The sequence below is a fragment of the Streptomyces sp. NPDC029526 genome (assembly GCF_040637405.1).
Lineage (GTDB): Bacteria > Actinomycetota > Actinomycetes > Streptomycetales > Streptomycetaceae > Streptomyces.
This window is the reverse complement of sequence record NZ_JBEZWE010000008.1, coordinates 194,116-215,511: the sequence shown is the minus strand read 5'-3', so window position 1 is coordinate 215,511 and position 21,396 is coordinate 194,116. Positions and strand designations below refer to the sequence as shown.

Genomic DNA, 21,396 nt, shown 5'->3' with positions numbered 1-21,396 from the left:
TGACGCGTGCGGGGGCCGGAGACCACTAAGGTGGGTCGAATGAAGGCTCTCGTGCTGTCCGGCGGTGCCGGAACCCGGCTCAGGCCGATCACCCACACCTCGGCCAAGCAGTTGGTGCCCGTCGCCAACAAGCCCGTGCTGTTCTACGGGTTGGAGTCCCTCGCGGACGCGGGCATCACGGACGTCGGGATGATCGTCGGTGACACGGCCGCGGAGATCGAGGAGGCCGTCGGCGACGGTTCGGCGTTCGGTCTCAAAGTCACCTACATCCCCCAGGAGAAGCCCCTGGGGCTGGCGCACGCGGTGCTGATCGCGCGCGACTGGCTCGGCGACGACGACTTCGTGATGTACCTCGGCGACAACTTCATCGTCGGGGGCATCACCGGGCTCGTCGAGGAGTTCCGCAGCCACCGGCCCGACGCGCAGATCCTGCTCACCCGCGTCGCCGACCCCCGCTCCTTCGGCGTCGCCGAACTCGACGCCTCCGGACAGGTCGTCGGCCTGGAGGAGAAGCCCGAACACCCCAAGAGCGACCTCGCGCTGGTCGGCGTCTACCTCTTCACCCCGCTCATCCACGACGCGGTGCGCGCCATCACCCCCTCGTGGCGCGGCGAACTCGAAATCACCCACGCCATCCAGCATTTGATCGACGCGCGGGCCGATGTGCGCTGTACGGTCATCCAGGGTTACTGGAAGGACACCGGCAACGTCGTCGACATGCTGGAGGTCAACCGCTCGGTCCTGGAAGGGATCGACCGGCGCATCGACGGTGACATCGACGACGCATCCGAGGCCATCGGCCGCGTGGTCGTGGAGGAAGGGGCGCGCATCGTGAACTCGCGCATCGTCGGTCCCGCCGTGATCGCCGCGGGCACGGTCGTCAGCCACTCCTACATCGGCCCCTTCACCTCCGTCGCGGAGAACTGCCGGATCACCGACAGCGAGGTCGAGTTCTCGATCGTGCTGCGGGACTCCTCCATCGACGGCGTCAGCCGCATCGAGTCCTCGCTGATCGGCCGGCACGTCGAAGTGACACCGGCGCCCAGCGTGCCCAGCGCCCACCGACTCGTCCTCGGAGACCACAGCAAGGTGCAGATCCACTCATGAACCTCCTCGTCACCGGCGCCGCCGGCTTCATCGGCTCCCGCTACGTCCGCACCCTCCTCGCGGACGACGCCCCCGACGCGCCGCGCGTCACCGTGCTGGACGCGCTCACCTACGCGGGCACCCTGGACAACCTGCAACTCGACCATCCCCGGCTGGAGTTCGTGCAGGGCGACATCCGGGACGCCGAACTCGTGGGCAAGCTGACCGCCGAGGCCGACCAGGTGGTCCACTTCGCCGCGGAGTCCCACGTCGACCGGTCCATCCTGACCGCCTCCGACTTCGTCCTCACCAACGTCGTCGGCACCCAGGTCCTGCTCGACGCCGCCCTGCGGCACGGCATCGACACGTTCGTGCACGTGTCCACCGACGAGGTCTACGGCTCGATCGCGGAAGGCTCGGCGACCGAGGAGTACCCCCTGGAGCCCAGCTCCCCGTACTCCGCCTCCAAGGCGTCCTCCGACCTGCTCGCCCTCTCCTACCACCGCACCCACGGCCTGGACGTCCGCGTCACCCGCTGCTCCAACAACTACGGGCCGCACCAGTTCCCCGAGAAGGTCATCCCGCTCTTCGTCACCAACCTCCTCGACGGGAAGAAGGTCCCCCTCTACGGCGAGGGCCTCAACGTCCGCGACTGGCTGTACGTCGACGACCACTGCGCCGGCGTCGACCTCGTCCGCACCCGCGGCCGGGCCGGCGAGGTCTACAACATCGGCGGCGGCACCGAACTCACCAACAAGGAACTCACCGGCCTCCTCCTCGACGCCTGCGGCGCCGACTGGGACAGCGTGGAGTACGTCGAGGACCGCAAGGGCCACGACCTGCGCTACTCCGTCGACTGGAGCAAGGCCCGCGACGAACTCGGCTACCGCCCCCGCCACGACTTCACCACCGGCCTCGCCGAGACCGTCGCCTGGTACCGGGACAACCGCGCCTGGTGGGAACCGCTCAAGCAGCGCGTCACCGGAGGCCGGCCGTGAACTGGCTGGTCACCGGCGCCGGCGGCATGCTCGGCCGGGACGTCGTCGACACCCTCACCCGGCGCGGCGAGCAGGTCACCGGCCTCGACCGGGCCGCCCTCGACATCACCGACGCCGACGACATCGACCGGGCCCTGGCCGCGCACCGCCCCTCCCTGGTGGTCAACTGCGCCGCCTACACGGCCGTCGACGACGCCGAGACCGACGAGACGACCGCCACCCGGATCAACGGCGACGGCCCCCGGCTGCTCGCCCGCGCCTGCGCCGCCCACGGCGCCCGGCTGATCCACGTCTCCACCGACTACGTCTTCTCCGGCGAGGCCCGCACCACCCCCTACCCCGAGGACCACCCCACCGGCCCGCGCACCGCCTACGGCCGCTCCAAGCTGGCCGGCGAACAAGCCGTGCTGGAGGAACTCCCCGGCGCGAGCGCCGTGGTGCGCACCGCCTGGCTGTACGGGGTCCACGGCAAGAACTTCGTGCGGACGATGATCGGTCTCGAGGCCGGCCGCCCCACCGTCGACGTCGTCGACGACCAGCGGGGGCAGCCCACCTGGAGCGCGGACGTCGCCGAACGCATCGCCGACCTCGGCCCCCGGGTCGGCGACGGCACGCACGGCGTCTTCCACGCCACCAACTCCGGCGAGGCCACCTGGTACGAGCTGGCGCGGGAGGTGTTCCGCCTGGTCGGCGCCGACCCCTCACGGGTGCGGCCCACCACCGGCGCGGCCTTCCCCCGGCCCGCACCGCGCCCCGCCTACAGCGCCCTCGCACACGGCCGCTGGCGGGAGACCGGCCTGCCGGAACCCCGTGACTGGCGCGCCGCCCTGCACGAAGCACTGCCCCGCATCCGCAAGGAGAGTCCCCTTCGTGAAACGCCATGAGTTCCTGCGGGAACTGCACAAGGTCAGCGCGAACCGCAACTACCTGGAGATCGGCGTCAACGACGGGCGCAGCCTGCGCCTGTCCCGCGTCCCCAGCATCGCGATCGACCCCGCCTTCAAGGTCGTCTCGGAGATCAAGTGCGACGTCCACCTGGTGAAGGCCACCAGCGACGACTTCTTCGCCCGTGACAACCCCCTGGCCCACCTCAAGGGCGGCCGCCACCCGCTGCGCAACCTGCGCCGCGGACGCAGCCCCATCGGGCACTGGCGCCGGACCACGCTCGACCTGTCGTTCATCGACGGCATGCACCTCTTCGAGTACGCGCTGCGCGACTTCATGAACGTCGAGAAGCACTCCGACTGGTCCAGCGTGATCGTCCTCGACGACATGCTGCCGCGGAGCGTGGACGAGGCGGCCCGGGACCGGCACACCGGCGCCTGGACCGGGGACGTCTACAAGATCGCCGAGGTGCTGGCGCGCCACCGCCCCGACCTGGTGACGATCCTCGTCGACACCCAGCCCACCGGCCAGCTCGTCGTCTTCGGCGCCGACCCCGAGAACACGGTGCTGCACGACACGTACGACGAGCTGATGGCCGAGTACAAGGTGCCCGACCCGCAGAAGGTCCCGGAGTCGATCCTGGAGCGGGCCGGTGCGGTGCCGCCCGAGGCGCTGCTGGAGGCGGGCTTCTGGAAGGCGCTCGTGCAGGCCCGCAACCGCGGCCTGCCGCGGCGCATGGGCTGGGAGCCCCTGCGCCGCGCCCTGGAACAGGTCGGCGTCAGTCGCTGAGGCCCCTGCCGCGCAGCTCGTCGTAGCGTGCGCGGCAGGCAGCGTAGGACGGCAGCAGGCCAAGGCGCTCCGCCTCGGCCAGCGTCGGCGCCTGCTCGTCCTTCGGGGACAGCACCGGGTCGATGCCCTCCGGCCAGGCGATGCCGAGGGCCGGGTCCAGCGGGTGCACCCCGTGCTCCCGGCCGGGCGCGTAGCCCGTCGAGCAGAGGTAGACCACGGTCGCGTCGTCGGTCAGCGCCATGAACGCGTGGCCCAGGCCCTCGCTGAGGAAGACCGCGTGCCGGGTGTCGTCGTCGAGCCGGACGGCCTCGGAGCGGCCGTAGCCGGGGGAGCCCACCCGCAGGTCGATCACCACGTCCAGGACCGCCCCCCGCACACAGGTGACGTACTTGGCCTGGCCGGGCGGCACGTCCGCGAAGTGCACCCCGCGCAGCACACCCCGCCGTGAGACGGAGCAGTTGGCCTGCGCGAGGGTCAGGTCGTAGCCCGTCGCCTCCCGGAACTCCTCGCCCCGGTACCACTCGTGGAAGCTGCCCCGCTCGTCGGGGAACACCTTGGGCTCCAGCACCCAGGCGCCCTCGATCTCCATCGCCCGCACCCTCTACCGCCTTCCCTTGATCATCGGTGCCACGCGCGCCCGGACGGCCCCGAGCACCCGCCGGGCCCGTCCCGCCAGCTTCCGAGCCGCTCCCGGGCGCGGTACCGGCACCACCAGTGTGCGTCCGCCGCGGGCCCGCAGGGCGAACGGCAACGCGGTGTACCGCGGTGCCGCGGCGTCCGGGGCCGTCGAGACGGCCACCCGCCAGGTGCCGCGCGGAAGCCCGGCCGGCAGCGCCGACTCCAGCCACGAACCCGGTTCACCGGGCGCCGAGTCGAGTGTCCCGGCCGTGTGCAGCGTCCGCCCGGACGCGGTGAACCGCAGCCCCACCGCGGTGCCGTGGCGCGCGTGCAGCGGGAGCCGTGCGCGCAGCCGCCCGCCGGAGAACGAGACGTGGGGGCGGCGCACCCGGTCCAGGCCGAGACGTCTGCCCTTGACCCCCACGGTGAGCGCGAGATGGCCGTGCGGCTCCGTCCAGTACGGCAGGACCGTGCGGCCCCCGGCGACGACGCCCGCGTCGGGCTCGGGGCGGGTGGCGCGGGGAGCGGGGCCGACCCGGCACTCCTTGGTCCAGCCGCCCAGCTTGACCCGGGCGACGGCGTCCCACACCCCCTCGCGCGGCAGGGCGGCGGGATCGACCGTGGCGCTCGCCCGCAGCACCAACCGGACCTGCTCGCCGTCCTCGGCGGTGACCGTCTCCAGGGTGAACTCGACGGGCTGGAAGTACTGGGCCGAGGTGGACCGTTCCCGCAGCAGGAGGTCGGCGGTGGCCTGTCCGGCGCGGGCCGCGGTCTCCTCCGCCACCCAGGCCACGGCCTCCTCGACGTTCTTCGGCGTGTCCGTCAACGGGGTCCGGGCGGCTCCGGCGGGGAACGTCAGGGGCTGCTTGGCGGAGGTGTACTCGGCGGTGAAACCGACGTGCAGCACGCCGTCCCGCCACTCCACCGCGGTGGGGGTGGCGACCGGGGCCACCCCGGCCTCCCACTCGGCGAAGGCCACCAGGTCGTCGTAGCGGTCGGCGGCGGTGAACGCGGCGACGACCTGCTGCGTCGGCTGCAGCCCGGCCGCGACGCCCGGCCCGAAGCGTTCGACGACCACCTTGTGGATCTCGGCGAACAGTTCCCTGCGGTAGTCGTCGGGCAGGGCCAGCAGACGCCGGGCCCGCAGCCGTTCCACCATCTCCACCCGCAGCCACCGGCGGAACAGCCGGTCACGCACCGGGCCCGGCTCGGTGTACCGCTCCACGACGTCCAGCGCCTCGCGCAGGTTCTTGAAGTAACCGACCGGGTCGAAACGCTGGAACCCGGCGTTCGAGGCGTCGTCCCGCCGGATGTGGTAGTAGCACACGTAGTCACTGAGCACCGACACGTTGTCCGCGCGCAGGTACGCCTCCGTCACGAAGACGTGGTCCTCCAGCCGCCGCCGGCCCTCCGGGAAGCGCAGCCCGATGCGGTCGAGGAACTCCCGGCGGAACATCTTGTGCGGAGTGAGGCTGTCGATCAGCGGCGCGTTCTCGACGGTGGCCCGGGGGTGGTTGCGGCGGAACAGCTCCACCGGCACGCCACGGTTCTTGCCCGCCATCTTGCCGACGACCACGTCCGCGCCGTGCGCGACGCCGTAGTCGTACATCCGCTCCAGGGCCTCGTCGCCCAGGTAGTCGTCGTTGTCGACGAACATCACGAACTCGCCGCTCGCGGCGGCGATGCCGACGTTGCGCGGCTTGCCCGACCAGCCGGAGTTCTCCTGGTGGATCACCCGCATCCGAGGGTCCTCGGCGGCCAGCCGGTCCAGCCGTTCGGGTGTGCCGTCCGTGGACCCGTCGTCCACGAAGATCGCTTCGTACTCGTCGTGTGGGAGGGACTGCCGCTGAAGCGAGGAGATGCAGTCCTCGATGTAGCTTCCCGGGTTGTACACGGGAACGATGACGCTGACCTTGACCGGCATCGCGTTGTGAGGCCCTTCGGGTGATATTCCGTCGCACGGGCGGACTTGGGTGCGTTGCCCGAGCCTAACCCCCTGGACAGCGCCGCCCCATCCTCCTACCACCGCCCGCGTGCCCCCATGATCCGCATCGGCGCGTCCCGGCCGAACGGCTTGTGCGGCAGGCGACTTGGGGCGGCGCGACGCGTGCGGTGGCCCGCCCGGGCCCGGGGTGGGGATAGGTTGCCTCCCGTGCGTCTGCTGCTGATGTCCGACACCCATGTGCCCCGGCGGGCCAAGGCACTGCCCGCCCCGCTGCTGGACGAACTCCCGCGCGCCGACGTGGTCGTGCACGCCGGGGACTGGGTCGACGAGGACACCCTCGACCTGCTGGAGAGCCGCAGCCGCCGGCTCCTCGCCGTCCACGGCAACAACGACGGACCGGGCCTGCGGGCACGGCTGCCCGAGGTGGCGCACGCCGAGCTGGAGGGCCTGCGCTTCGGTGTGGTGCACGAGACGGGGCCCGCGAAGGGCCGGGAGAGCCGCTGCGCCGCCCGGTTCCCGGACCTCGATGTGCTGGTGTTCGGACACAGTCACATCCCGTGGGACACCACGGCCCCCACGGGACTGCGTCTGCTCAACCCCGGTTCGCCGACCGATCGCCGCCGGCAGCCGTACTGCACCTACCTGACCGCGACGGTCTCGGCGGGTGCGCTGGAAGCGGTGGAACTCCACCGGCTGCCGCCACGGAGGTGAGCACCCGGACGACGGGCCGGGCCGCTTCGTGTCGGTGGAAGCGGCCCGGACGCTGCGAGTAGTCGCGTTCTCACGGACCTCCTTCCCACGATCGGAGGTGGTAACGGGCGACTACCCCTCCCGGCCGCCCTCACACACCCGATTTTTCCGATCTGCACCCCCTCCCGGGGCCCGAGCGGCGGGGGGCGGCACCGCAGGCCTCGGAGGTACCAGGAGTCTCGCGCATCACTTCCGCTCGGCCCCGCGCCGGATCGCCGGCCCCGCGCCGGACCGCCGGCCCCGTGCCGCCCTACCTGCCCGTACCGTCCCACCTGCCCCGTGCCGCCCCACCGGCTCCGCCGCGGTGTCAGCCGTCCGAAGGGCCGGTCCAGCCGGCGGGCACCCGGCCGAGCCGGACGCGCTGCGGGTGATCGCCCACCGGTACCGAGACGGTCTTCTCGCCGGTGGCGAAGTCGATCACCGTGACCCGGTCGGCCCCGCTCTCCTGGAGCGGCAGCGGCTCGCCCGGCGGTCCCGGTGGATCGACCTCATCCGAGCCGAGGCCGACGCCGCCGCGGCCCGCGGCGAGGCCGCCGTGCGCGACTACCGCCTGCCCGCCACGGCGTTCATCGGCAGCGTCAACGGCCTGCTCCACGACTGGAACGCGGGCTGGGTCGACGCCACCCGCGAGGAGGTCGTGGACGAACTCGTCCGTCAGCTCCTGGCCGTGCTCCGTCCCGGGGACCGGGCGGCCCCCGCTCCGTGACGTTCCGCCCCGCGACGGAGCCGGCCCCGGCTGGGTCCGGAGCGTCCTCCGTCGCGGGAACGGTCACTCGTCCCAGGCCTGGATCAGCGTCTGCTCGGTGATCCTGCCGTCCCGCAGCGACAGCATCGACTCCGAGAGCACCCGCACCCCGTCCGGGTAGCGGCAGCTCTCGCTGTAGGCGGCGTGGTCGCCCTGGACCACGCACTGCTCCAGTTTGTGCGTCATGTCCCGGCTGTAGACGTCGTCGAGCATCGCCGCGATCTCGTCCCGGCCGCGCAGCACCTTGGGATGGCTGGGCTGGGCGGTGTGGTCGACGATGCGCAACTCGGCGTCGTCCGCGTAGAGCGACAGCAGCATCTCCGCGTTGTCCGCCTCGATGCCCCGGCGCAGGGTGTCGTTGTCGAAGGCGGGTCCTGCCGAGGTAGTCATGATGACCTCCTTCGAGGAGCCGCCGCCCTCTCCGGTCCGGGCCGCGTGGCCCCTCCCTACGAGGCTCCTCCCCCTCGACGGCCACGGCAAGCCCGCTCCGCGCGCTCCGCAGGACGGGTGAGCCGGGGCGCCGGCCCGTGACCCGAACGGGCCCTCGGGCGTTGCCGGGACATGATCTCCACACGACGCCTCGTCGCCGCCGTCGGTCTCGCCGCCTCGGTCACCGGCCTCGCCGCACCGATGGCGAGCGCGGCCGACCTCCCGGTCGCCGGCCCGCTCAACCCGGTCAGCACGCTCGACTCGCTGGTGGTCAGCGAGATCCCCGCCGAGCACAAGGACGACATGCTGCTGCCGTCCTCCCAGCTCACGGGGCTGAACCGGCTCAACGACCTGAACCAGCTGAACCAGCTCACGGGGCTCGCCGCCCCGGTCCTCGGCGTGGTCCCCGCCGTCCAGACCTGACGAGCCGGCCGCGCGCGAGACCCCCAGGGGCCGTCCCGGCGGGACGGCCCCCGGGGCGTTCGGACCGAACGGCATCGGGCGTTCCGCGCCGGGCGGTGCCCGCTCAGCCGGCGGTCGCCAGGAACTGGGTGGCCGCGAGCTCCGCGTACAGCGGGTCGGCGGCCACCAGGTCCCGGTGCGTGCCCACGGCCCGGACCCGGCCCGCGTCCATCACCACGATCCGGTCGGCGGCCGTCACCGTCGACAGCCGGTGCGCCACCACCAGCACCGTCGTGGTCCGGGCCACATCGGCGACGGTGTCCCGCAGCGCCGCCTCGTTCACCGCGTCCAGCTGCGAGGTCGCCTCGTCGAGCAGCAGCAGCCGGGGGCGCCGCAGCAGCGCGCGGGCGATGGCGACCCGCTGACGCTCTCCGCCGGACAGCTTGGTGCCACGGTGGCCGACCCGGGTGTCCAGCCCGTCCGGCAGCCGGTCCACCAGAGCGTCGAGCCGGGTGGTCTTCAGCACGCGCACGAGGGTGGCGTCGTCCGCCTCCGGATTGCCCAGCAGCAGGTTGTCCCGCAACGAACCCGACAGCACCGGCGCGTCCTGCTCCACGTAACCGATCGCCGCGCGCAGCCGTGGCAGCTCCCAGTCGGCCAGGTCCCGCCCGTCCAGCGTGATCGTGCCGGAGTCGGGCTCGTAGAACCGCTCGATCAGCGAGAACACGGTGGTCTTCCCCGCGCCGGACGGCCCGACGAACGCCGTCATGCCCTGCGCGGGCACGGTGAAGGTCACCCCGTGGTGGACGAACGGCAGGTCCTCGGCGTAGCGGAAGCGGACGTCGGTGAAGGCGAGCGCGGCGGGTGCCGTGCCCGGCTCCGGCAGCGGGGCGGGCCGGGCCGGCGGTTCGGCGGGCAGCCGCAGCGCCTCCTGGATGCGGGCCAGTGCCGCACTGCCCGTCTGGTACTGGGTGACGGCCCCGACGAGCTGCGAGATGGGGGCCATCAGGTAGAACACGAACAGCAGGAACGCCACCAGGGTCCCGATGTCGATGGCGCCCGTCGCGACCCGCGCACCGCCCACCGCGAGCACCGTGATGAAGGCGACCTGCATCGACAGGCCCGCCGTGTTGCCGGCCGCCGCCGACCACTTGGCCGCCCGCACGCTCTGCCGCCACGACTCCTGCGCCGCCTCGTGCAGGGCCCGCTCCTCCCGGGGCTCGGCACCCGACGCCTTGACCGTGCGCAGCGCGCCCAGCACCCGCTCCAGCGACGCGCCCATCACCCCGACCGCGTCCTGCGCCTGCCGGCTGGCCCGGCTGATGCGCGGCACGATCACCCCGAGGACCGCGCCCGCGCCCGCGATCACCCCCAGGGTCACCGCCAGCAGGACCGGGTCCACGAACCCCATCAGCACCACGGTCGCGACCAGGGTGAGCCCGCCGGTGCCGACCCCGACCAGCGCGTCGGTGGTCACCTCCCGCAGCAGCGTGGTGTCCGAGGTGATCCGCGCCATCAGGTCACCGGGCTCACTGCGGTCGACCGCCGAGACCCGCAGCCGCAGCAGGTACGACGAGAGCGAGCGCCGCGCCCCCAGGACCACCGACTCGGCGGTCCGCCGCAGGACGTACGAACCCACGGCGCCCAGCACGGCGTTGGCGATCACCAGGGCCGACATCAGCAGCACCGCCCCGGTGATCGCCCGGTCGTCCGCCAGGTCGTCGATCAGCTCCCGGGCCACCAGCGGCAGCATCAGCCCGGTCGCCCCGGTCATCAGCGAGAGCACGGCGCCGCCCAGCAGGGCCCACCGGTGCGGTCGTACGTACTCCAGCAGCAGCCGCCGGGCAGGCGGACCGCTCTCCGTCTCGGTCGGGCTCACGGCGTCCCTTCGGCGTGTCGGTCGGGCCCACAGGCTACGTCGGCGCCGGGGCCCGGGCCCGCGAGTTTCCCGGCCGCCGTGCCACCCGGCCCGTCGCGGCGTTCGCAGGGCCTCTCACCGGCCGTTTCGTCGTAGGGTCGGCAGAGAACGGACGGCAGCCGACGAAGGAGTCAGCACCATGGCGCAGGAAGTGCGCGGCGTGATCGCGCCGGGCAAGGACGAGCCGGTACGCATCGAGACGATCGTCGTCCCCGATCCGGGGCCCGGCGAGGCCGTGGTCAAGGTACAGGCCTGCGGGGTGTGCCACACCGACCTGCACTACAAGCAGGGCGGCATCAACGACGACTTCCCGTTCCTGCTCGGCCACGAGGCCGCGGGCGTGGTGGAGTCGGTGGGCGAGGGCGTCACCGACGTCGCGCCCGGTGACTTCGTCGTCCTCAACTGGCGCGCGGTGTGCGGCACCTGCCGGGCGTGCCTGCGCGGACGCCCCTGGTACTGCTTCGACACCCACAACGCGCGGCAGAAGATGACGCTGACCGACGGCACCGAACTCGCCCCGGCCCTGGGCATCGGCGCCTTCGCCGAGAAGACGCTGGTCGCCGCCGGACAGTGCACCAAGGTCGACCCGGCCGTGTCCCCGGCCGCCGCCGGGCTGCTGGGCTGCGGGGTGATGGCCGGCATCGGCGCCGCGATCAACACCGGCGACGTCGGCCGAGGCGACTCGGTCGCGGTCATCGGCTGTGGCGGAGTCGGCGACGCGGCCGTCGTGGGGTCCCGGCTGGCCGGCGCGGCGAAGATCATCGCCGTCGACATCGACGACCGCAAGCTGGAGACCGCCCGCTCCATGGGCGCCACCCACACCGTCAACTCCCGGCAGACCGACCCCGTGGAGGCGATCCGCGAGCTCACCGGCGGGTTCGGCGCCGACGTCGTCATCGAGGCCGTCGGCCGCCCCGAGACCTACCGACAGGCGTTCTACGCCCGCGACCTGGCCGGCACGGTGGTGCTCGTCGGCGTGCCCACCCCCGACATGAAGCTGGAGCTGCCGCTGCTCGACGTGTTCGGCCGCGGCGGCTCCCTGAAGTCCTCCTGGTACGGCGACTGCCTGCCCTCCCGGGACTTCCCGATGCTCGTGGACCTGCACCTGCAGGGCCGAATCGATCTGGAGGCATTCGTGACCGAGACGATCGGACTCGACGAGGTGGAGAAGGCGTTCGAGCGGATGCACCGCGGCGACGTCCTGCGTTCGGTGGTGGTGCTGTGATGGCCGCCCGCATCGAACGACTCGTCACCTCGGGCCAGTTCAGCCTCGACGGCGGAACCTGGGACGTCGACAACAACGTGTGGATCGTCGGCGACGACCACGAGGTGATCGTCATCGACGCCGCCCACGACGCCGACGCCATCGCCGAGGCCGTCGGTGACCGCAGGCTGACCGCCATCGTGTGCACCCACGCCCACAACGACCACGTCAACGCCGCTCCCGCCCTCGCCGAGCGCACCGGCGCGGCCATCTGGCTGCACCGCGACGACCTGCCGCTGTGGAAGCAGACCCACCCGGACCGCGACCCCGACCACTGGCTGGTCGACGGTCAGGTGATCGAGGCGGCCGGCTGCGACCTCACGGTGCTGCACACCCCGGGGCACGCGCCGGGCGCGGTCTGCCTCCACGACCCGGGGCTGGGCACCGTGTTCACCGGGGACACCCTCTTCCAGGGCGGCCCCGGCGCGACCGGCCGGTCCTACTCCCACTTCCCGACGATCATCGACTCGATCCGGGACCGGCTGCTCACCCTCCCGCCCGAGACCGAGGTCCGCACCGGTCACGGCGACAGCACCACCATCGGCGCCGAGGCCCCGCACCTCGACGCGTGGATCGCCCGCGGCCACTGAGCCACCCCCGGGACGTCGCCCGGCCGCCGTACACGCCCGGCCGGGCGACGCGCCGGAAGGATCCGGGTGACGTCCCGGAAAAGGCGACAGAAGATGTCCGGCTTACCCGGCACCGTGGAGGCGACAGCACGTTCGCGGTGACAGGAGGCCACACATGTCGGAGCAGCTCGAAGGCAAGGTCGCGTTGGTGGCCGGGGCGACCCGGGGCGCCGGGCGCGGCATCGCCGTGGAACTGGGCGCCGCCGGCGCGACCGTCTACGTCACCGGCCGCACGACCCGCGCCCGCCGCTCCGAGTACGACCGCCCCGAGACCATCGAGGACACCGCCGACCTGGTGACCGAGGCCGGGGGCACCGGGATCGCCGTGCCCACCGACCACCTCGACCCGGGCCAGGTGCGCACCCTGGTCGAACGCATCGACGCCGAGCAGGGCCGGCTGGACGTCCTCGTCAACGACATCTGGGGCGGCGAGACGCTGTTCGACTGGGAGGCGCCGGTCTGGGAGCACGACCTCGACAAGGGCCTGCGGCTGCTCCGTCTCGCCGTCGACACGCACGCCATCACCAGCCACCACGCGCTCCCCCTGCTGATCCGCCGGCCCGGGGGACTGGTCGTCGAGGTCACCGACGGCACCGCCGACTACAACCGCGACACCTACCGCGTCTCCTTCTTCTACGACCTCGCCAAGTCCTCCGTGCTGCGGATGGCCTTCGCCCTCGGCCACGAACTCGCCCCGCGCGGGGCCACCGCCGTCGCCCTCACCCCCGGCTGGATGCGCTCGGAGATGATGCTCGACCACTACGGCGTGCGCGAGGACAACTGGCGCGACGCCCTGGACCGCGTCCCCCACTTCGCCATCTCCGAGACCCCCCGCTACGTCGGCCGGGCCGTCGCCGCGCTCGCCGCCGACCCGGAGGCGGCCCGGTTCAACGGCACCTCCCTCTCCAGCGGCCAACTGGCCCGGGAGTACGGCTTCACCGACCTCGACGGCAGCCGCCCCGACGCCTGGCGCTACCTCGTCGAGGTCCAGGACCGGGGCCTGCCCGCCGACGTGACCGGCTACCGCTGACCCGGCCGAGGACACCGGCCCGCAGCCCGCCGGCACGGCGGACCGGCGACGCCCCCTGCCGCGGTGATCGTCCGGACAGTACCGTCACCCCATGACGACGCACAGCGCACGTTTCGAGGGGTACGGCGTCCTGGTCACCGGCGGGGCGCGCGGCATCGGCGCCGCCACCTGCCTGCGGTTCGCCCGGGAGGGCGCGCGGGTGCTGGTGGCCGACGTGGACGGGGAGGAGGCCGGGCGACGGGCGGCGGCCCTGCGCGAGGAGGGGTTCACGGCCGAGGGCGTGGGCTGCGACGTGACCGACCGGGCCTCGGTCGACGCCGCCGTGGCCCGCGCCGTGGACGCCTTCGGCTCGCTCGACGTCCTGGTCAACAACGCCGCCCACTGCACCCCCGACACCGCCCGCTTCGAGGACGGCGACGACGAGGACTGGGCCGCCGACCTCGACGTCACCCTCGTCGGCGCCTACCGCTGCTGCCGGGCGGCCCTGCCGCACCTCGCCGCCTCCGGCCGGGGCGCCGTGGTGAGCATCGGCTCGGTCAACGGCATCCAGCACTTCGGCAACCACTCCTACAGCGCGGCCAAGGCCGGCCTGATGTCCCTCACCCGCACCCTCGCCGGCCACGCCGGGCCCCGCGGGGTGCGGGTCAACCTGGTGGCGCCGGGCACCGTCCGGACCCGGGCCTGGGAGGGGCGGGACGACGCCCTGCAGGCCATGCGCGACGTCTACCCGCTGGGCAGGGTGGGCGAGCCCGAGGACATCGCCGCCGCCGTCGCCTTCCTCGCCTCCCGCGACGCCGCCTGGATCACCGGCCACACCCTGGTCGTGGACGGCGGCATCACCGCGGTCAACTCCGGCTTCCACCATGCCCTGTCGCGGGTCGACGGGACGTGACCCGGGACGTCAGCGGGCGAGTGCCGCGGACAGCGCGTCGGCGACCCGCTCCACGTCGGCCTCCTCGGTACGCCAGTTGCTGAACGCGGCCCGCAGCGCGGGCACCCCGCCGTAGACCGTGGGCGACAGGAACGCCGCGCCGCCGGCCGCCACCGCGCGGTCCAGGGCGGCCACCCGCTCCGCGCTCGGGTCGTCGGCGAGCGTGAAGCAGACCACGTTGAGCCGCACCGGGGCCAGCAGCCGCAGCCCCGGCAGGCGCGCGACGCGCTCGCCCAGCAGGCGGGCCGACGCCACGTTCCGCTCGACGATCTCGCGGTGCCCGGCACGGCCGTAGGCCATGAGCGAGAACCACGCCGGGAGCGCCCGCAGGCGGCGCGAGCTCTCCGGGGTCAGGTGCAGGAAGTCCGGCTCACCGGTGGGCGGTCCCAGATACGCCGCGGAGTTGTGGAACACCGCCGTCTGCAGGTCCCGGCGGCGGGTGAACTGCACGGCGGAGTCGTAGGGGACGTTCAGCCACTTGTGCAGGTCGACGCAGACCGAGTCGGCCGCGTCGAGACCGTCGACGAGACGGGCGTGGGCCGGAGCCAGGGCCGCGAAACCGCCGAAGGCGGCGTCCACGTGCAGCCAGAAGTCGTGCTTCTCGCGGAGCGCCGCCACGGCCCGGAGGTCGTCGAAGTCGACGGTGTTCACCGTCCCGGCGTTCGCCACCACGACCACCGGACGCCCCGCCCGCTCGGCTAGCGCGGCGTCCAGCGCCGCCGCGTCCACGGCCTCGCGGTCGCCCGGCAGGACCGGGACCTGCCGCAGGGCGCCCCGGCCCAGCCCCAGCACGGACAGCGCCTTGCCGATCGAGGAGTGCGGGCTGCCCGACAGCACCTCCACCGGCCCCAGCGCGGCCACGCCGTCCCGCGCCACGTCGACCCCCAGCCGTTCCCCCAGCCACTCGCGGGCGACGGCCAGCCCGACCGCGTTGGACATGGTCGCGCCGGTGACGAACGCGCCGTGGTGCTCCTCACCGAGCCCGAACAGCTCCCGCAGCCAGCCGACCGTCTCCCGCTCCAGTGCCGCCGCCCAGGAACCCACGGCGGCGGAGGCGTTCTGGTCGTGGGCACCGGTCAGCCAGTCCCCGGCGAGCGCCGCCGGCGTGACCCCGCCGGTGACGAAGCCGAGGTAGCGGGGCCCCGCCGAGCCGGAGAAGCCCGGCGCCCACCGGCCGGTGAACCGGGCCAGCGCGCCCTCCGCCCCCACGCCGTGCGAGGGCAGGGGTTCCGGAGCCGGCGCCTCGTCGAGGCGGACCACCGGCCGCCCGGCCGGCGCGCCCACCTCCCCGACGGCGGCGTCACGGGCGCTCTGCAGGAGCTGGGGGAGCCGGGCGAGGTCACCGGCGAGTGCGGGGTCCATGGACCGGAAGCGTAGGCGCCGTCCCCGGGCGGGTCCCGGTCCACCGGTCGGCGGGTGGATCGGGACCCCGCCGCGGCACCGTCCTCCCGGCCGGGCGGGCGACCGCATGCGGAAATGTCACCGTTCGGTCGCGGCCGGTCCGCGCCCACAACCGAACGGCCCGGCCGGATGTCTAGCAGTCGCACGGCCCGGACACAGCCACGACACAGCACGGACGTACAGCGCCGACGCACAGCACGGATCACGTGACCGATCTCGCGGAAAGGCATGACGGACCATGGGGGACATTCGCAGACGGGGCGCCGTCGCCCTGGGGATCACCTCGCTGGTGGCCCCGCTCGCACTCGCCGTCGGTACCGCCCCGGCGCACGCCGCGAGTTGCACCACCAAGGCGGGGCCGTACCAGAAGAAGGTGGAGAAGTTCCTCGGCCGCCCGGTCGACGGGAAGCAGTCCGGCGCGGACTGCAAGGCGATCCGCGCCTTCCAGACCAAGCACGGCATCACCCCGAACATCGGCTACGCGGGCCCGGTCACCTGGGGTGTGATGGACCTCATGCAGAAGCAGAAGGCCGTCGGCAAGAACCCCAACAAGGCGGGCAAGTGCCCGGTGAACAAGGGCCGGATCGCCTGCGTGAACCTCACCCTCCAGATCAGCTGGATCCAGGACGGCAAGAAGCTGACGTACGGTCCGGTGCCGGTGCGCACCGGGCGGAACGGGTACGAGACCCGTACCGGTGCGAAGAAGATCTACTGGCGCAACATCGACCACGTCTCGACCATCTACGACGTGCCGATGCCCTACAGCCAGTTCTTCGACGGCGGGCAGGCCTTCCACTCGGCGGGCGTCAGCATGTGGAACCCGCCCGGCTCGCACGGCTGCGTCAACATGACGAAGACCGACGCCAAGAAGTACTGGTCGCTGCTGAAGAACGGTGACGACGTCCACGTGTACGGTCGCAAGCCCGGCACCTGACGACGGCGGGTGAGGGGCGCGCCCCGGCCCGCCCCTCACCGACCCGCCACGCGCACTCCGCGACCCGCACCCCAGCACCCGCACCCGTCGCCCGCACCCCGGCACCCGCACCCGTCGCCCTGCTCCCCGGCTCGCGGCGACGGGTGGCGGGTGCCGGTCGGCGGGTGGCGGTCGGCGGCCGGTGGCCGGTGGGGAGCGGGGGCCGGCGAGGGCCGCTCCGACACGGGGGCACGTGCGCACGGCATGTGAACTCGCCCACGTCCAACGGCACATGGACGTGAGCAGTGACACGTCGGAAATGTCCGATGCGCGTGCGATTGCTCACAGCGCCTTCACGTCGGTCGCCGTATGCTTCACAGCATGTCCACCAGTGTTGAAGCCTCCGAGCGATCGGCTGCCGAGGTCAACGAGGAGATCCGGGCCCTGTGGCTCCGGTCGGGCGGGACACTGAGCGTCGAACAGCGCGAGCAGTACCAGCGCCTGGTCCTGGAATGGGCCGCGGCCCTCCCGCAGTCCGCCGAAGCGGCCTAGGCGACGTTCCCCGCGTCGCGACGCCCGGCACGCACGCTCGTTGCACCGGCCGAAGGCCCGCGTACGTCCCGTGCGAGGGCTTCCGTCCGGCACACCGAGAGTCCGCACCGGACGCCGCTCCCCAGCGGGCGGACGTTGCCCGCCGCGGCACCGCATTTCCTCGCCGGGGTTCCGTGGGTCCCGCCAAGGATCCCGACCCCCGCGCACCTCCGCAGCGCACACCACCCACAGGGCACCCGCCGTCGCAGCGGGTGCCCTTTCCGGCTCTCCCGGCACGCCGTCGCGACCGGTCGCCCCGGGGCGTGTCGCCGGCGTCAGCCCCAGGAGGCCGAGTAGCGCCGCCGGTAGGCCTTGCGGTCCTGCTCGGCCCGGATCCAGCGGGTCGCCACCAGGGCCACCAGACTGCCCCCCATCACCAGCATGCCCGGCCCGATGGCGCGCGGGTCGGCGAGCCGCGTCAGCAGCGTCGAGGCGTCCGGGAGGCCCGCGGACGCCCCCGGCGACGTGCCGCCCGGAGCAGCGGCGCCCTGCGCCTCCGGCGGTTCCGCCGGGGCCGTCGCGGTGCCGTCGCCGTCCTGCGCCGACACCATGAGCCGTACCTTCAACTGCGTGAGCGCCTTCGTCACGGGCTGGAAGTACGTCGTGCCACCGGAGCGGCAGTCACCGCTGCCGCCCGAGGTGACGCCGAGGGCGATGCCCTCCGAGAACATCGGGCCGCCGCTGTCGCCCGGTTCGGCGCACACGTCGGTCTCGATCAGGCCGCTGACCGTCCCCTCCGGGTAGTTGACCGTCGCGCCGAGCGCGGTGACCTCGCCGTCGCGCAGCCCGCTGGTGCTGCCGCTGCGGAAGACCCGCTGGCCGACGGCCGCCTCGCCCACCCCGGTGATCCGGATGCCCTTGCCGTCCCCGATCGAGACCACCCCGGCGCCCTCGCCCGCCCTGCCGCTGTCGTACTCGATCAGCGAGTAGTCGTCGCCGGGAAAACTGCCGCCGACGGTCGTGCCGACCTGCTCCCGCCCCCCGCCGTCGGCGAACCACACGGAGCCGTCCGGCCCGCAGTGCCCGGCTGTGAGGATGAACTCCCGGGTGCCGTCCGTCACGTTGAAACCCGCCGAGCAGCGTCCCGCGGTGGACAGGAGGGGCTCCGCCCCGTTCAGGCGGGTGGTGAACGTCCCCTCGGTCCGCTCCATGCGGACGAACCCGCCGATGTCCTCGGCCACGCCGGTCAGTTCGGACCAGTCGTCGGCCGACACCGTGCGGTCGCCCCGGACCACCACCTCGTTCGACCGGTAGTCCAGCGCCCAGGCGGTGCCGGGCACGCGCGGCGCCGCCCCGAGGGTTCGGGTGGCGCCCTCGAGGTCGTCCAGGCTGTGCCGCACCATCCGGGGTTCGGCCCCGGCCCGGCGCACCGCGTCGGCGGCCTTCTCGTCGGTCACCGCGACCACCGTGGCCCCGTCGTCCGCGATCCAGGTGCCGGCCGTGCGGGAGGCCCCCAGCTCGGACACCAGCGCGGGGCCCGTGCCCGCCTCCTGCTCGGCGGCGGCGTACGGGACCGCCTCCGGAACCGCGGGTTCGCTCGCGACGGCCCGCGTCACCATCGTGCCCCCCAGGAGCAGTCCGCCGACGGCCGCCAGCCGTGTCACTCGCCGGACGACCCGTCGTCGTGCGTGCCTCATGCATGGCTCCCGAACCAGTACAACGCGGTGCGCGCGCACCGCGGGGGCCTCCCCTGAGTGGAGTGCCCCCCTCCCATACGGCGGGCGCCGCCCCGGTGTTCACCACGTGCCCGGCGCGTTGTCCGGGAAGGGGTGTCAACCGGCCACGCCGAGCGGGTCGTTGGCCTCGGGGGCCAGGGCGCCCCAGCTCCGGGCGTCGCCCCACACGGAGGCCGGGAGAACGTATGGCCGCAGCAGTGCCGTGAGGGCCGGGTCGCCGCGCCCGTTCCGTTCGTCGGAGGCGATACGCCGGGCCGTGCCGGCCAGGAAGTCCGCCAGCTGGACGCGGGCGTCCGACCGCGCGACGACCAGCTCCACGCCCGTGAGCGCGATGCCCGCGTGCCGGGCCGTCTCCTCGACCCACGCGATGCGTTCCGCGGTCAGTATGTTCTGCCGGTCGTGCACCAGCCGCACCGGCCGGCCGCCCGCGCTCCAGTGCGCGGCCGTCGCGACGATGGCCGGAAGCAGCGGTTCCAGCACCGGGATGTGCCCCGCCGGCGCCTCGGACAGCCGGGTCCGGTACGCCTCGGCCCGGTCCCGCTGCCCGGCCAGCCGCTCCAGCACCCGGGCCGTCCGCGCGGCTGGGCGGGCGGCGCGCAGGGCGTCGACCGTGGCGAGGAAGTGATCGACGGGCGCGTGCGGTTCACCGTCGTGACGACCGCGCAGCAGCCGGTTGGCGGCGGCCAGGAACGTCCGCCACCCCTCGTTCCCGAGGTCGTCCCGTCCCGTGCGGAACAGCGCGACGGCCGCCTCCGGATCCGTCAGGAGCAGGCCGGTGACCCGGTCCACCACGAAGAACGCCTTCTCGGTGAGGTGCACCCCCGCCCGGCCGTGGAGCGGCCCGCCCGGGGCCAGCAGCCACTCCAGCACTCGCCGGTGCTTCTCCCGCAGCAGGTGGTTCGCCTTGTACTCCTCTGCGGGGGAGCGGATGCGGGCGCGGACCTCCCGCAGGGCGAGCGCCGCCGCCGTCACCGGGACGTGCACCCCGGCGTGGGCGAACACGTCGGTGTTCCCGCGGGTCAGGTTCTCGCCGTCCGACCCCGACTCGTCGCAGGCCACCTCCAGCGCGGGGCCCGTCCCGGTGCCGGTTCCGGGGCCCGCTCCCGCCGTCGTGCCCGCCTCGTCCTCGCCCACTTCTCGGCCCCCTATCGTGTGCCCATGACCAGGATCCCGCAGGAACCGTCCGGTGAACCGAATCCGCTGCAGGTCCTCACCCTCGACCGGCTCCGTGAGCGCACCAGCGCGAAGTGGCGCACCTACCCCGAGGACGTGCTGCCCCTCTGGGTGGCCGAGATGGACGTCCCCCTCGCCGAACCCGTCGTCCGGGCCGTGACCGACGCCCTCACCCGCGGCGACACCGGCTACGCGGCCGGTACGGGCTTCGCGGAGGCCCTCTCCGCCTTCGCCTCCGTGCGCTGGGGCTGGGACGGGCTCGCCGTGCCGCGCACGGCCGTCGTGCCCGACGTGATGCAGGGCGTGGTCGAGATGCTCCGGCTGGTCACCGGACCGGGGGACGCCGTGGTGGTCAACCCGCCCGTCTACCCGCCGTTCTACTCCTTCGTCACGCACCTGGACCGGCGCGTGGTCGAGGCGCCGCTCGGCCCCGACGGACGGCTGGACCTCGACGTCGTGGAGGACACCTTCCGGCGGGTCACCGAGGACGGACGGCAGGCCGCCCACCTGCTGTGCAGCCCGCAGAACCCGACCGGCACCGTGCACACCCGCGAGGAGCTGTCCGCCGTGGCCCGCCTCGCCGAGCGGCACGGGGTGCGGGTCGTCGCCGACGAGGCGCACGCGCCCCTGGTCCTCGGGGACGCGTCGTTCGTGCCGTACCTGAGCGTGCCCGGCGCCGAACGCGGCCTGTCGCTGATGTCCGCCTCGAAGGCGTGGAACCTCGCCGGCATCCGGGCCGCGCTCGCCGTGGCCGGACCGGCGGCCGCCGACGACCTGGCGCGGCTGCCCGACGAGGTCGCCGACAGCCCCAACCACCTCGGCGTCATCGCCCAGACCGCCGCCCTGACGGACGGCACCCCCTGGCTCGACTCCCTGCTCACCGGGTTGCGGGCCCAGCGGGACCTGCTGTCCTCGCTCCTCGCCGAGCAGCTGCCCGCCCTCGGCTACCGCCCCGGCGACGCCACCTACCTGGCCTGGCTGGACTGCCGCGCACTCGGCCTCGGCGACGACCCGGCGCGGGTCTTCCTGGAGCGGGGCCGGGTCGCCCTCAACCCGGGCCCGGACTTCGGCACGGGTGGCCGGGGGCACGTGCGGCTGAACTTCGCCACCTCGGCCGAGGTGCTCACCCGGGCGGTGCGGGCCATGGCGCGCGCCGTCGACGGGCGGGCCGGGGAGGGCTGAGGGGCGCCGTCGGCCCGTGATCGCGGGCGGCTGCGGCGCCC

20 protein-coding genes and 2 pseudogenes are annotated in these 21,396 nt (G+C 73.6%); 14 read left to right on the top strand and 8 right to left on the bottom strand.

From position 1 onward, the window contains the following. The first annotated feature begins 39 nt into the window (after window positions 1-39). The 4 genes from AB0F01_RS19825 to AB0F01_RS19810 are packed head-to-tail and all read left to right on the top strand — an operon-like array spanning window position 40 to window position 3,758. Window positions 40-1,107, top strand: a complete 1,068-nt coding sequence (locus AB0F01_RS19825) for a glucose-1-phosphate thymidylyltransferase (RefSeq protein ID WP_362097123.1) — start codon at window positions 40-42, stop codon at window positions 1,105-1,107. Continuing rightward, window positions 1,104-2,084: a dTDP-glucose 4,6-dehydratase gene (rfbB, locus tag AB0F01_RS19820; protein WP_362097122.1), complete on the top strand. Its 981-nt coding sequence runs from the start codon at window positions 1,104-1,106 to the stop codon at window positions 2,082-2,084. Before AB0F01_RS19825 ends, rfbB begins: the two co-directional genes overlap by 4 nt. Further along, entirely contained in the window at window positions 2,081-2,968 is an 888-nt protein-coding gene (rfbD, locus tag AB0F01_RS19815; protein ID WP_362097119.1) for a dTDP-4-dehydrorhamnose reductase, read from the top strand. The genes rfbB and rfbD overlap by 4 nt, the downstream gene beginning before the upstream one ends. Beyond that, entirely contained in the window at window positions 2,955-3,758 is an 804-nt protein-coding gene (locus tag AB0F01_RS19810) for a class I SAM-dependent methyltransferase (RefSeq protein ID WP_362097116.1), read from the top strand. The genes rfbD and AB0F01_RS19810 overlap by 14 nt, the downstream gene beginning before the upstream one ends. On the opposite strand, the gene rfbC is transcribed toward AB0F01_RS19810, so the two are convergent. Further along, on the bottom strand, window positions 3,748-4,356 hold the full coding sequence (rfbC, locus tag AB0F01_RS19805; protein ID WP_362097114.1) for a dTDP-4-dehydrorhamnose 3,5-epimerase: 609 nt from the start codon (window positions 4,354-4,356) through the stop codon (window positions 3,748-3,750). The two genes, AB0F01_RS19810 and rfbC, sit on opposite strands and share 11 nt — an antisense overlap. Before the next feature lie 3 nt (window positions 4,357-4,359). Continuing rightward, window positions 4,360-6,300, bottom strand: a complete 1,941-nt coding sequence (locus AB0F01_RS19800) for a glycosyltransferase family 2 protein (RefSeq protein WP_362097111.1) — start codon at window positions 6,298-6,300, stop codon at window positions 4,360-4,362. A gap of 228 nt (window positions 6,301-6,528) precedes the next feature. Between AB0F01_RS19800 and AB0F01_RS19795 the strand changes: the two genes are divergently transcribed. After that, a complete protein-coding gene (locus AB0F01_RS19795) occupies window positions 6,529-7,032 on the top strand; it encodes a metallophosphoesterase (protein ID WP_362097108.1) in 504 nt (167 codons plus the stop codon). Window positions 7,033-7,378: 346 nt separating this feature from the next. Here the strand turns inward: AB0F01_RS19795 and AB0F01_RS19790 are convergent. Further along, a pseudogene (locus tag AB0F01_RS19790) lies at window positions 7,379-7,522 on the bottom strand (YncE family protein); the annotation flags it as partial. Here AB0F01_RS19790 and AB0F01_RS19785 point away from each other — a divergent pair. After that, window positions 7,517-7,777, top strand: a pseudogene (locus AB0F01_RS19785) (TetR/AcrR family transcriptional regulator); the annotation flags it as partial. The pseudogenes AB0F01_RS19790 and AB0F01_RS19785 overlap by 6 nt on opposite strands. Before the next feature lie 63 nt (window positions 7,778-7,840). Here AB0F01_RS19785 and AB0F01_RS19780 read toward each other — a convergent pair. Further along, a complete protein-coding gene (locus tag AB0F01_RS19780) occupies window positions 7,841-8,206 on the bottom strand; it encodes a nuclear transport factor 2 family protein (protein WP_362097105.1) in 366 nt (121 codons plus the stop codon). Between the two features lie 171 nt (window positions 8,207-8,377). Here AB0F01_RS19780 and AB0F01_RS19775 point away from each other — a divergent pair, with 171 nt between their 5' ends. Beyond that, a complete protein-coding gene (locus AB0F01_RS19775) occupies window positions 8,378-8,668 on the top strand; it encodes a hypothetical protein (protein ID WP_362097103.1) in 291 nt (96 codons plus the stop codon). A 103-nt stretch (window positions 8,669-8,771) separates the two neighbouring features. Here the strand turns inward: AB0F01_RS19775 and AB0F01_RS19770 are convergent, their stop codons facing one another. Then, window positions 8,772-10,526 (bottom strand): ABC transporter ATP-binding protein, encoded by a 1,755-nt coding sequence (locus AB0F01_RS19770; RefSeq protein ID WP_362097100.1) that lies wholly within the window; start codon window positions 10,524-10,526, stop codon window positions 8,772-8,774. A gap of 178 nt (window positions 10,527-10,704) precedes the next feature. On the opposite strand from AB0F01_RS19770, the gene AB0F01_RS19765 reads away from it, so the two are divergent. The 4 genes from AB0F01_RS19765 (at window position 10,705) to AB0F01_RS19750 (ending at window position 14,380) form a co-directional block, all read left to right on the top strand. Next, window positions 10,705-11,790, top strand: a complete 1,086-nt coding sequence (locus AB0F01_RS19765; protein ID WP_362097097.1) for an S-(hydroxymethyl)mycothiol dehydrogenase — start codon at window positions 10,705-10,707, stop codon at window positions 11,788-11,790. Continuing rightward, window positions 11,790-12,419, top strand: coding sequence for an MBL fold metallo-hydrolase (locus AB0F01_RS19760; RefSeq protein WP_362097094.1), 630 nt, complete (start codon window positions 11,790-11,792; stop codon window positions 12,417-12,419). The genes AB0F01_RS19765 and AB0F01_RS19760 overlap by 1 nt, the downstream gene beginning before the upstream one ends. Before the next feature lie 154 nt (window positions 12,420-12,573). Beyond that, on the top strand, window positions 12,574-13,488 hold the full coding sequence (locus tag AB0F01_RS19755) for an SDR family oxidoreductase (protein ID WP_362097091.1): 915 nt from the start codon (window positions 12,574-12,576) through the stop codon (window positions 13,486-13,488). Between the two features lie 91 nt (window positions 13,489-13,579). Then, window positions 13,580-14,380, top strand: a complete 801-nt coding sequence (locus AB0F01_RS19750; RefSeq protein WP_362097088.1) for an SDR family NAD(P)-dependent oxidoreductase — start codon at window positions 13,580-13,582, stop codon at window positions 14,378-14,380. Between the two features lie 9 nt (window positions 14,381-14,389). Here AB0F01_RS19750 and AB0F01_RS19745 read toward each other — a convergent pair whose 3' ends face one another. Beyond that, window positions 14,390-15,781, bottom strand: coding sequence for an aminotransferase class I/II-fold pyridoxal phosphate-dependent enzyme (locus AB0F01_RS19745; RefSeq protein WP_362097085.1), 1,392 nt, complete (start codon window positions 15,779-15,781; stop codon window positions 14,390-14,392). 277 nt (window positions 15,782-16,058) lie between these two features. Here AB0F01_RS19745 and AB0F01_RS19740 point away from each other — a divergent pair, with 277 nt between their 5' ends. After that, the gene (locus AB0F01_RS19740) at window positions 16,059-16,754 is read left to right on the top strand and encodes a L,D-transpeptidase family protein (protein WP_362097083.1); all 696 of its coding nucleotides are present in this window, start codon (window positions 16,059-16,061) and stop codon (window positions 16,752-16,754) included. Between the two features lie 348 nt (window positions 16,755-17,102). Further along, a complete protein-coding gene (locus tag AB0F01_RS19735; RefSeq protein WP_164335239.1) occupies window positions 17,103-17,285 on the top strand; it encodes a hypothetical protein in 183 nt (60 codons plus the stop codon). Window positions 17,286-17,599: 314 nt separating this feature from the next. Here the strand turns inward: AB0F01_RS19735 and AB0F01_RS19730 are convergent, their stop codons facing one another. After that, window positions 17,600-18,961, bottom strand: coding sequence for a S1 family peptidase (locus AB0F01_RS19730; RefSeq protein ID WP_362097080.1), 1,362 nt, complete (start codon window positions 18,959-18,961; stop codon window positions 17,600-17,602). Between the two features lie 135 nt (window positions 18,962-19,096). Beyond that, window positions 19,097-20,134 carry a hypothetical protein gene (locus AB0F01_RS19725; RefSeq protein ID WP_362097077.1) on the bottom strand — a complete coding sequence of 346 codons (1,038 nt, stop codon included), beginning with the start codon at window positions 20,132-20,134 and terminating at the stop codon, window positions 19,097-19,099. A 24-nt stretch (window positions 20,135-20,158) separates the two neighbouring features. On the opposite strand from AB0F01_RS19725, the gene AB0F01_RS19720 reads away from it, so the two are divergent. Further along, a complete protein-coding gene (locus AB0F01_RS19720; RefSeq protein WP_362097074.1) occupies window positions 20,159-21,355 on the top strand; it encodes an aminotransferase class I/II-fold pyridoxal phosphate-dependent enzyme in 1,197 nt (398 codons plus the stop codon). Window positions 21,356-21,396 lie beyond the last annotated feature (41 nt).

Bases quoted from the DNA above. Each gene is read 5' to 3' on its own strand.
- AB0F01_RS19825 (WP_362097123.1), top strand. From the start codon at position 40: ATGAAGGCTCTCGTGCTGTCCGGCGGTGCCGGAACCCGGCTCAGGCCG.
- rfbB (WP_362097122.1), top strand. From the start codon at position 1,104: ATGAACCTCCTCGTCACCGGCGCCGCCGGCTTCATCGGCTCCCGCTAC.
- AB0F01_RS19800 (WP_362097111.1), bottom strand. From the start codon at position 6,300: ATGCCGGTCAAGGTCAGCGTCATCGTTCCCGTGTACAACCCGGGAAGC.
- AB0F01_RS19780 (WP_362097105.1), bottom strand. From the start codon at position 8,206: ATGACTACCTCGGCAGGACCCGCCTTCGACAACGACACCCTGCGCCGG.
- AB0F01_RS19775 (WP_362097103.1), top strand. From the start codon at position 8,378: ATGATCTCCACACGACGCCTCGTCGCCGCCGTCGGTCTCGCCGCCTCG.
- AB0F01_RS19765 (WP_362097097.1), top strand. From the start codon at position 10,705: ATGGCGCAGGAAGTGCGCGGCGTGATCGCGCCGGGCAAGGACGAGCCG.
- AB0F01_RS19760 (WP_362097094.1), top strand. From the start codon at position 11,790: ATGGCCGCCCGCATCGAACGACTCGTCACCTCGGGCCAGTTCAGCCTC.
- AB0F01_RS19755 (WP_362097091.1), top strand. From the start codon at position 12,574: ATGTCGGAGCAGCTCGAAGGCAAGGTCGCGTTGGTGGCCGGGGCGACC.
- AB0F01_RS19750 (WP_362097088.1), top strand. From the start codon at position 13,580: ATGACGACGCACAGCGCACGTTTCGAGGGGTACGGCGTCCTGGTCACC.
- AB0F01_RS19745 (WP_362097085.1), bottom strand. From the start codon at position 15,781: ATGGACCCCGCACTCGCCGGTGACCTCGCCCGGCTCCCCCAGCTCCTG.
- AB0F01_RS19740 (WP_362097083.1), top strand. From the start codon at position 16,059: ATGGGGGACATTCGCAGACGGGGCGCCGTCGCCCTGGGGATCACCTCG.
- AB0F01_RS19735 (WP_164335239.1), top strand. From the start codon at position 17,103: ATGCTTCACAGCATGTCCACCAGTGTTGAAGCCTCCGAGCGATCGGCT.
- AB0F01_RS19730 (WP_362097080.1), bottom strand. From the start codon at position 18,961: ATGAGGCACGCACGACGACGGGTCGTCCGGCGAGTGACACGGCTGGCG.
- AB0F01_RS19720 (WP_362097074.1), top strand. From the start codon at position 20,159: ATGACCAGGATCCCGCAGGAACCGTCCGGTGAACCGAATCCGCTGCAG.